This window comes from Spongiibacter marinus (assembly GCF_016906995.1).
Lineage (GTDB): Bacteria > Pseudomonadota > Gammaproteobacteria > Pseudomonadales > Spongiibacteraceae > Spongiibacter > Spongiibacter marinus.
The window spans coordinates 1-10222 of the sequence record NZ_JAFBBD010000019.1; the positions used below are offsets into that span (position 1 = coordinate 1).

8 protein-coding genes and 2 pseudogenes are annotated in these 10222 nt (G+C 50.0%); 5 read left to right on the forward strand and 5 right to left on the reverse strand.

Annotation, left to right across the window (positions count from 1 at the left end):
- Positions 1-225: pseudogene (locus HNR64_RS16800) on the forward strand (ISL3 family transposase); the annotation flags it as partial.
- Between the two features lie 42 nt (positions 226-267).
- On the opposite strand, the gene HNR64_RS16805 reads toward HNR64_RS16800, so the two are convergent.
- The 4 genes from HNR64_RS16805 to HNR64_RS16820 form a co-directional block, all read right to left on the reverse strand.
- Positions 268-837 carry a Rossmann-fold NAD(P)-binding domain-containing protein gene (locus HNR64_RS16805; protein WP_204997551.1) on the reverse strand — a complete coding sequence of 190 codons (570 nt, stop codon included), beginning with the start codon at positions 835-837 and terminating at the stop codon, positions 268-270.
- Between the two features lie 136 nt (positions 838-973).
- Complete coding sequence (locus HNR64_RS16810) at positions 974-2380, reverse strand: efflux transporter outer membrane subunit (RefSeq protein ID WP_027951225.1); 1407 nt, start codon at positions 2378-2380, stop codon at positions 974-976.
- Entirely contained in the window at positions 2373-5549 is a 3177-nt protein-coding gene (locus HNR64_RS16815) for an efflux RND transporter permease subunit (RefSeq protein WP_204997552.1), read from the reverse strand. Before HNR64_RS16815 ends, HNR64_RS16810 begins: the two co-directional genes overlap by 8 nt.
- Before the next feature lie 10 nt (positions 5550-5559).
- Positions 5560-6801, reverse strand: coding sequence for an efflux RND transporter periplasmic adaptor subunit (locus tag HNR64_RS16820; RefSeq protein ID WP_027951223.1), 1242 nt, complete (start codon positions 6799-6801; stop codon positions 5560-5562).
- A 433-nt stretch (positions 6802-7234) separates the two neighbouring features.
- Between HNR64_RS16820 and HNR64_RS16825 the strand changes: the two genes are divergently transcribed.
- Together HNR64_RS16825 and HNR64_RS16830 are read left to right on the forward strand one after the other, a co-directional pair.
- Positions 7235-7846: a TetR/AcrR family transcriptional regulator gene (locus tag HNR64_RS16825; RefSeq protein WP_027951222.1), complete on the forward strand. Its 612-nt coding sequence runs from the start codon at positions 7235-7237 to the stop codon at positions 7844-7846.
- Between the two features lie 160 nt (positions 7847-8006).
- Positions 8007-8351: an AraC family transcriptional regulator gene (locus HNR64_RS16830; protein ID WP_204997553.1), complete on the forward strand. Its 345-nt coding sequence runs from the start codon at positions 8007-8009 to the stop codon at positions 8349-8351.
- A 153-nt stretch (positions 8352-8504) separates the two neighbouring features.
- Here the strand turns inward: HNR64_RS16830 and HNR64_RS16835 are convergent, their stop codons facing one another.
- The gene (locus tag HNR64_RS16835) at positions 8505-8819 is read right to left on the reverse strand and encodes an ArsR/SmtB family transcription factor (RefSeq protein WP_000349485.1); all 315 of its coding nucleotides are present in this window, start codon (positions 8817-8819) and stop codon (positions 8505-8507) included.
- Positions 8820-8930: 111 nt separating this feature from the next.
- Here HNR64_RS16835 and HNR64_RS16840 point away from each other — a divergent pair, with 111 nt between their 5' ends.
- Positions 8931-9965, forward strand: a complete 1035-nt coding sequence (locus tag HNR64_RS16840) for a permease (RefSeq protein WP_000098298.1) — start codon at positions 8931-8933, stop codon at positions 9963-9965.
- Between the two features lie 12 nt (positions 9966-9977).
- A pseudogene (locus HNR64_RS16845) lies at positions 9978-10222 on the forward strand (transposase family protein); the annotation flags it as partial.

The window sequence follows — 10222 nt, forward strand, 5'->3', positions numbered from 1 at the left end:
ACCAACGCTTACACGGAGTCCATCAACCGACTGGCCAAGGACAAGAACCGTGAAGGGCGCGGTTACTCCTTCGAGGTGATGCGGGCACGAATGCTCTACACCACGAAGCACAAGAAGAAGGCACCGACTGCGAAGGTCTCTCCTTTCTACAAGAAAACCATCGGTTACGGACTGCCGGACTTCGCAGAGGAACTCAACTACGGAGTCGATCTATCAACCATCTGATAATGGTATCAGGTTGGTGGGGTAAAGGTGCCCCATCAACCATTAAATCCGTATACCCTTATTAATAAAATCTTTATAATCCGGTTTTAAAAACTCAATATCTATATCAACATTAAGCGTCAGAAATTCCTTTCGTAAACCATTCACCAGTCCGCGAAGCGCTCCGTTTACTGCCATAGGCAGAGACGACAAGGCACTGAATTCATAAGACTCTTCATAAAGAAATTGAGTGATATGACACGATTTGTGCGACCTCAGCTTGTCCGCCAGTATTCTGTATATCTCAATGACAGAAGTTATTTGTCTGGAGACCTGTTCATTAATGGTGCGGGATGGAATTGCTTCAATTGCACCAAACTTGAGAGCCCCCGGAAATAAGATGACGTCGTCAAAATAGCCGAACTCCAAAAAGGCTCTCTCAAGTTCATAATTCAGGCGCCAGTCATCTTCAGGATCACAGACACTCAGGTGTGGAGCTTCATTATTTCTTTCTTCAGTCACACTTGCCTCTGCGAAATGTAATTCCCAAACGGCGTCGTCCGAAGGTCGAATTGTTTTCACAAACTGCTTAGCTAACAAAGTGTCACTGTTGATCAGCAAATAGGTAGACATAGTTGTTCACCAACATACTTGTTGTTTTCACTTAAATGACAGGGTCAGCGTCCATCAAAAAACTTTTACTTTGGAATCACCTTTTTATGAATACTCACCCCATCTGCTTATTGCGGATCCTGGGTTAAAGTTCTATTTACCTTAACTGGATGCCGCCACCAAAGTTCCGGTAGATATCGACTAAGCGGACAAAGCTCTGTTCTTGCAGTTGAGCCAACTGGTCGCGACTGCGCAGCAGTTCACGTTCGGCATCGAGCAAATCCAGGAACTCGTTGCTACCCGCTTCATATCGCTGACGGGCAATTTCTACGGCCTTTTTACTGGCCTGCCACTGTTGCTCTGTATTAAGTTGCTGCTCGCGGCTCAGGTTGTAACTGTTCAGCGATAACTGCATTTCGTTAATAGCGTCAAATACCTGTTGCTCGAACTGAGCCAGTGCCATTTGCGCACTGGCTTCGGCCTGACGGATACGTGCTTTTACCGAACCTAAATCGGCAGCCTGCCAACTTAAACTCGGTGCCACTGACCAGCTTTGTGTTTCACTACCCAGTGTTAACCCGGGGCCGGATAAAAAGCCGAGAAAACCACGCACCGAGAGGTTCGGATATAAATCCGCTGTCGCCACACCAATATTTGCCGTACGAGCTGCTAATAGCCGCTCGCTACTTGCCACGTCCGCCCGATGGCGCAGATAGTTCTCACCGTCGACCACAGCCACCGGACGCTTTAGCTCGGGCAATTGCGGATCAGCACTTAACTCCAGCTGACCCGGTTCTAACGCCAACAATGCTGACAAGGTTGCATCCGCCGCCGATAGCGCTTCCCGGTATGCGGGCACTGACGCTTTCACCCGGTGCAATTGCACGTCAATTTGTGCTAACTCCAGCTCCGAAGCCATGCCGACCTCTAATCTGGCCAGCACTATGGCACGACTTTGCTGCAGGTTTTCCAGATTTTCTTCGGCAACCTCCAGCCGCAACTGCGCTCCACGATATTCGCCGTAGCTGGTGGCCACCTGACTGATCAGTCGCACTTGCGCGTCGCGCCAGAGAATATCGGCTTGCTGCGCCTGAGCCTCCGCCGCTTCACTGGCTCGACGTAATTTGCCGAACAAGTCCAGATCCCAGCTTAAGTTGGCACCGCTGCTGTACCCGCGGGTAATACCGCTGCTGTACCAGCGGGTAATAACGTCATCATCGTCTGCCGACAGAGTATTGTTTTCACTCGCCTGATAACCTGTTTCCAGCGTCCCTTTCGGCCATGAATCGTTGTCGGCATCACGAAATACCGCATAAGCCCGGTCGACATTCGCCCTGGCTTGCGCCAGGGTACGGTTCTGCTCCAGAGCACGCTCTACCAACTGATTAAGCTCAGCATCGTCAAACGCCTGCCACCAGTTCAAAGCCTGCTCGGCCTGCTGATACGGCTGGCTTAGGTTAATGCTTTCTACCTTCTCCGGCCTTTGGTAGTCCGGCCCGGCAGAGCAGGCGCTTAGCGACGCCACGAGTAGAGCAAGGGTTGATAGCTTCACTGTATTACGCATGTTTGTTTTCCTCCGAAGAGCTTTCCGTTGGCTCTGGTAGCGCCTTTTTCTCGCCACGTTTAGCCAACATGTAGTAGAACAGCGGCGTTAAAATGAGACCGAAAATGGTGACACCAATCATGCCGGAGAACACGGCAACGCCCATGGCCTGGCGCATTTCAGCGCCGGCACCGGTGGAGAAGACCATAGGCACCACACCCATAATAAAGGCAATAGACGTCATCAGTATGGGGCGCAAACGCAGGCGACCGGCTTCCAGAATGGCTTCCATGGTACTCATACCGTGGTCCTGCAGCTCTTTGGCAAACTCGACAATTAGAATGGCGTTCTTCGCCGCCAGCCCCACCAGCACAATTAAACCTATCTGGGTAAGAATGTTGTTGTCCCCGCCATAGATAAGCACACCGCTTAACGCCGATAACAGGGTCATCGGAATAATCAGGATGATGGCCAACGGCAAAGTTAAGCTTTCGTACTGCGCAGCCAGCACCATAAAGACCAGCAAGATAACCAGCGGATAAATGAACATGCCCGCATTACCGGCCAGAATTTGCTGGTAAGTCAGTTCTGTCCACTCGTAGGTCATGCCGTTCGGCAAGGTTTCAGCGAGAATTTTTTCAATGGCCGCCTGTGCTTCCCCTGTGCTGTAACCCGGCGCAGGACCACCGTTAATTTCAGCGGTGGTAAAGCCGTTGTAATGCATGACTCTATCCGGTCCTGCGGTGTTGGTAATGTTCATAAAGGAGCCCACAGGAACCATTTCACCACTGCCGTTACGCACTTTCAGCTGACTGATTTGCTCAGGCGTTTGGCGAAACTGCTCATCTGCCTGCATATTCACCTGATAGGTACGCCCGAACCGGTTAAAGTCATTCACATACACTGAGCCCATATAAGCCTGCAAAGTCTGGAATACCTCATCCAGGCTCACATCTTGTTGCTTAGCTTTCGTACGGTCGACATCGATATCAAGCTGCGGCACATTCACCTGATAACTGGAAAATACGCCGGTCAGTTCAGGCGTCGCCCAGGCCTTTTGCATCACCTCCATATTGACCTTATACAGCTCTTCGTAACCATGGTTAGCACGGTCTTGTATTTGCAGACGGAAACCACCAATAGTCCCTAACCCTTGCACTGGCGGGGGCGGGAATATGGCAACGTAAGCTTCATCAATAGCCGCGAACTTCTGGTTCAATGCGCCCGCTATTGCATTAGCCGACATTGAAGAATCCGTTCGCTCATCAAAGTCAGTTAGCGACACAAACACAATTCCGGAATTCGGACTGTTAGTTAAACCGTTAATACTCAGACCCGGAAAGGCAATTGAGTTCGCCACACCCGGATGATCCAAGGCAATACTCGACATTTCTTTAATGACCGCAGCGGTGCGATCCAGCGAAGCGGCATCCGGCAATTGTGCAAAACCCACCAGGTATTGCTTGTCCTGACTGGGCACATAACCAGTAGGAGTCGTCGCAAACTGCAGACCGGTTAACCCTAATAAAGCCACATACAGAACGCCTACAATGACGCCATAGCGGATCACTTTTTTAACCAGCCAGCCGTAACCTTTAGACAAACGGGCAAAAAAGCGGTTAAAGGGTTCAAATAACCAACGGCCTAACAGCTTATCCATACCGCGGGTCAGTATGTCTTTTTTCTCGCCATGACCTTTTAACAGAAGCGCCGCCAATGCAGGGCTCAGCGTTAGTGAATTGATGGCTGAGATAAAGGTAGAAATGGTAATGGTTAACGCAAACTGCTTATAAAACTGACCGGTTAAGCCCGACATAAAGGCGGTTGGAATAAATACCGCTGCCAGCACCAGTGTCGTCGCGACAATAGGACCAGTCACCTCTTTCATGGCTTTTTGTGTAGCAGCAATGGGGGACAAACCTTCGCTAATATTCCGCTCTACGTTTTCCACCACCACAATGGCGTCATCCACGACGATACCAATAGCCAGCACCAGCCCAAACAGCGACAAGGTGTTTAACGAAAAGCCCAGCAAGTGCATGAAGGCAAAGGTTCCAACCAGCGACACCGGTACCGCGACCAAAGGAATAATTGAGGCGCGCCAGGTTTGCAAAAACAGCACCACAACCAGTACCACCAACAATACAGCTTCGAGCAGAGTTTTCACTACCGCATCAATAGAGCTGCGCACAAAAACGGTTGTGTCGTACACAATGTCGTACGTTAAACCGTCAGGAAAACCTTTCGACAATTCCGCCATTTTGGAGCGAACATCGTCAGAAATTTGAATGGCATTGGAGCCAGACGCCTGGAAAATAGGAAGCGCTACCGCGTCTTTATTGTTCAGTAACGAGCGCAGCGCATAAGTTGAAGCGCCAAGCTCAACACGGGCGACATCTTTTAAGCGACTGATCTCGCCGTTCTCGCCCACCTTGATAATAATGTCTTCAAACTCTTCGACGTCTGTCAGACGGCCTTTCACATTGATAAGCAACTGAAAATCAGCGTCACCGCTTGGCTGAGAACCCAAACTGCCAGCTGCCGCCTGTTGGTTTTGCTCACGAATTGCCTCGGTAATTTGCGCCGGGGACAAACCCAGTGCGGACACCTTATTAGGATCCAGCCAGACCCGCATGCTGTATTCGCCAGCGCCAAATAACTTGACCGCCCCAACGCCTTCTATACGCGCCAGTTCGTCTTTGATATTTAAGTTCGCATAATTCGACAGGTACAGCATGTCGTAGCGATCATCCGGTGAGGTTAGATGCACCATCATGGTTTCATTTGGAGACGACTTCTCAGTCACTACCCCCAAGCGCTGCACCACCTGTGGCAGGCGCGGTTTGGCTCGCTCTACCCGGCTTTGCACCTGAGTTTGCGCTAAATTGACGTCGGTACCGATAGCAAAGGTAACGGTCAGTGTCATACGACCATCCGAGGTGGCCTGAGAGGACATATACAACATATCCTCCACACCATTAATTTCCTGCTCCAGTGGCGAGGCCACAGTTTCCGCTATGACTTTGGGGTTAGCACCCGGGTAGTTAGCCGTTACTACAACCGTTGGTGGCGCCACCACCGGGTATTCGGTAATAGGCAGTTGCCATACCGCTATCGCACCGGTAATAAAGAACAACAGCGAGATAACCGCGGCAAAAATCGGCCGTCGGATAAAAAATTGAGAAAACATTCAGTACCCCTTAACCGTGGTTATCTTCTGTAGATGTCTGCGCCGTTAACTCGTTATTGGCTTCGTCCAGCAACTGTTGCACTTTACGCAACCGGACCAGTTGCTCACTGCTTGCCATTGGCACCAGTTGAGGATCAACTTTCATATTGGCTCTAACTCGCTGCAAACCGTTCACTACAATTTTGTCCTTTGGCGTTAAACCTTCTGTCACTATGCGCAGGCCATTAACTTTTTCACCCAGCTCAATCGCCCGATACTCCAGCTCATTATTACTATTAACCACCAATACAAACTTGTTATTCAGGTCGGTTCCAACAGCCTTTTCGTCAATCAAAATGCCTTCATAAGAGTCGCTGCCCACCAAACGAATACGGGCAAATAGACCAGGTAACAAGTCGTTGTCATCGTTAGGGAAACTGGCTCGTACACGAATAGTGCCGGTTTGCGCATCAATGCGGTTATCGACAAAATCGACCCGGCCTACGTGCTGATAATTGCTGTCGTTAGCCAGTGCCATATAAACGGGGTTCGAGGTCGAGTCGCGGGTATCAGCTCGTTTCCCTGTTTCAGCCAGACGTGCGTACTTGAGGTAGCTCTGCTCGTCTACATCGAAATACGCATACATTTTCTCGGTTGAAACCAGGCTGGTAATTTGACTTTGTCCCGCGCTCACAAAGTTACCGGCGGTAACCTGAGCATAAGATACCCGGCCGCTAATAGGCGCGGTAATGCGGGTGTAGCTTAAGTCGAGTTCAGCGCGTTCAAGTGCAGCTTCAACCGAAGCTACTGTTGCCGCTGTTTGCTGTTTACGAGCTAAACGACTGTCCAGTAGTTCAGCAGAAATTGCCCGCTGGCTACTGAGTTTTTCAGCCCGCCGGTATTCCTTTTCCGCCTGAACCGCAGCGCTTTGCGCACTTTGCAGCTCAGCTTTAAGCCGCGCAACTTCGGTAGCGAAAGGTTTAGGATCAATCTGTACCAGCAAGTCTCCTTTATCTACCAGAGCCCCCTCGTTGAAATGAACTTCCTCGATATAACCAGAAACTCGGGGTATCAACTGAACCGTCTGTGGCGCTTGCAAACGGCCGGTGAATTCATCCCATTCGGTGATTCGCTCATGCACCACCTGCGCTACGCTAACTTGCGGCGGAGCCGGTGCCGCAGTCTCTTCCGCTGCTTCCGGATTGCTGCACGCGGCTAATACCAGCGCAGCAATACCTCCTAAAAGAAATTTTAACGTGTTTGTCGTACTCATGGCCTTGCTCTCCAAATTATTGCCCTATGCTGCAAAAAGTTGCATCAAATAAAACTAGCTATTTATGTACCGTTCGGTAAGAATATAGAAATCGAAGTTACTGTCAAATTAATTTTGTACTGATCGGTAAAATTGATGTTTATTTTGAACTAAATACAGAAAAACGACGTAAGAACAACTGAAGCAACCAAAAACAGGCCGCCTTTAATACGAGGTAAAGTATAGTTATTGCAGGTAGAAATTAGCGTGCCGAAAACTGCTGACTACTTGCCTATTTCTATAGAGTCGATATGAAATCTCTGTTTCCGATTGATGCCAGCGGCCTTTTTACCGCAGCAGAATCCGACAGAGTATCGCTGGACAGTATTCGCCCGCCTGTTTACTATGTGAGCGTGCCAGCAAGGGCATTAAAGTGTCGATGAGGAGTATAGCTATGACAACGAAAACTCAAACGGTTTGTCGCGGACGGCCATGTGCTTTTAATAAAGAAGAAGCACTGGGCAAAGCGCTAGAACTGTTTTGGCGTAATGGCTACGAAGGCACCTCATTGAGCGACCTGACAAAGGTGATGGGTATTAATAAACCCAGCCTCTACTCTGCTTTTGGTAATAAAGAGCAGCTGTTTTTGCAGGCTATCGACCTCTATGAAAAACGACCTGATGCCTTCTTTTATCCGGCAATGGAACAGAAAACTGCATACTTAGTAGTGCAATCGATGCTGCGCGGAGCTGCCGACAGAATGGCCAACGCGGATCACCCTCAAGGCTGTGTCACTGTTCAGGGCGCGCTGTCCTGCAGCGAAGCTTCAGCCACCGTTAAAGATGCGTTAGTTAAACGCAGATTAGACGGCCAGCAAGCACTCCAGAAACGTTTTGAACAAGCACAGCAGGATGGCGACCTGCCACAGCATGTCGATGCGGCTATTTTATCGCGCTATATCGGCACAGTACTGCAGGGCATGTCAGTACAAGCTAATAATGGTGCCTCTACTGAGGATTTATACGCGGTTGCCGACATGGTATTGCAAAACTTTCCAAAGGCATAATGTTTCAGGATTAAACACGCTAAGAGATGTAAGATCCTCCGCAATACTTGCCTAATACTACATTCCCTGAGCCATTTACTGGTCGAAACACAACACCCACACCTATACTGATGAATCTCATTTAAAGGGTGAACTTAGCCACAGCTCGAGGATTACAATTATGTCTGATCAGTACCTTGCCCAGCGAATGGCAGACCTGACGCAACGACTGCTTCCGTTACTTACAAAAGAAGACCTGACGCAAACCGCCATTGCTGACATTTCACTGATGCATCGCAGTAACCCGTCACAGGCTCGCCCAATAATTTATCGCCCCGCTGTTTGCTTTATGCTGCAAGGAGCAAAAGAGTTGCTGGTCGGCAATACCAAAGTCACTTACGAGCAAATGAATTATCTTTTGATTCCGGTCATGTTGCCGGTTTCTGGCCGGGTGTCACAAGCGTCTCCGGACACCCCCTACGTGGGTTTAAGTTTTAATTTTGGGGTATCCGGAATTTCTGGTTGATAAAATGCCAAAGATGTAAAGAAGAAAATCTTTCTCAGCGGATTATCTGATTGATCCTCTTCAGCCTACTCTACTGCCAATTTTCTGTTTCCACCTTCGCCTGAGTCTTCATAGCGATGCTGACTAGGGAGGACAGCGAGAGCTGGGCAAGCGTCAAAGCGGTTCTGGTTCATGCGCAATCCGGACACCTGCACAACATTCCTCTTGTAAGAAACCGATCAAATTCTCTAGGTGCCCATACTCGGGTATACAGACAATCGTGCGGCTATGTTTCTCCTGCCGGATCAGCCCTACCTTGGCCATGCGCGCAAGGTGATGTGATAGCGTCGAAGCAGGAATACCCAGCCCCTTCTGGATATCTCCGACCGAAGCCCCATCATGGCCAGCTTTGACCAGAAAGCGGAACACGGACAGTCGGTGACTATTCCCTAGCTCAGCTAAGCTGGCTGCAACCTTTTCGTGATCCATAGCACGCCCCAATAATTCGATGTTTCTAGAATTATAGTTGACAGGTCGGATAAACGCAAGTAGGCTGCGTACATCATTTCGACAATACTAGAAATATAGGAGTAATATTGAATGTCATCTCAACTCCAAGACGCTCTAGGCATGTTCGCCTTTCTCGCTATCGAGCTATCGGTTTTATTCATTGGCATTAGCTTGCTGGTCGGAGTTCTTCAACGTCACATCCCACCATCCAAGGTGGAAGCGTTACTGACTTCCAGTGGGAAGCGAGGCTATTTTCTTGCTGCTGGTTTAGGAGCTATAACGCCCTTCTGTAGTTGCTCGACTATCCCCATGTTGAAAGGGTTGATTCGGGCACGGGCCGGTTTTGGGCCGATGATGGTGTTTCTTTTCTCATCTCCGTTGCTGAATCCTATCGTCGTCGGCCTGCTGGTTGCCACGTTTGGATGGACACTTACTGCTATCTATGTGCTCGCCGCTTTGGTGGTCGCGGTAGGTGCCGGATGGCTGCTTCACACGCTTGGCTTCGAGCGTTATGTGCGCCGGACGGCGACACAAGAGAGCAGTGGATGTAGTTCATCAGCAAGCCCGTGCAGTGCTACATCGACCGCATCGAGTTGCGGCACCAACAGCTGCGACACCACTCCGAAGACGGCTTCTTGCGGGGCTGATAGGAAGACAACAGTCTCTACGTCTAGCGAATGCTGTGACAGTCAACCCACTGTCACGGTTAAGAAAGAAGGGAAGTACAGTGGTGTGTGGCGGGAAGCTTGGTCGGACTTTATCGATGTGTTGCCTTACCTGCTCATCGGTATTGCGATTGGCAGCGTGATCTATGGTTTCATGCCCACTGACTTATTGGAGCAGTATGCAGGCCCAGATAATCCCTTTGCCATTCCAGTTGCCGCTGTCATCGGCGTGCCGTTGTATATTCGCGCTGAAGCCGTCATACCTCTGGCAGCGGCTCTGATGGCCAAAGGCGTGGGTGCCGGGACGGTGCTAGCGTTGATCATCGGCAGTGCCGGAGCCAGCCTGACTGAGCTCATTCTGTTGCGCTCTTTGTTCACGCTGAAGCTTTTAGCGGCGTTTTTAGCAGTCATTTTTGCTATGGCGATGATTGCCGGTTACGCCACCTACCTGTTTTTCTGATCAAGGCGGGAGATGATTAATTCGTTAAGCCTTCCTGGGTACCAGTTGGTGGATTCTGATGAGCAGAATGAAGACATACATTTTCGGCTTGAAGCACCTACACCAGTAGCCTGCGAGGGGTGCGGCGTGCAGGGTGAGTTCGTGCGGTTCGGCAAGCGTGACGTTCCCTATCGTGATCTGCCCATCCACGGCAAGCGGGTCACTCTCTGGGTGGTCCGCCGCCGATACACCTGCCGGGCCTGCAAGACAACATTCAG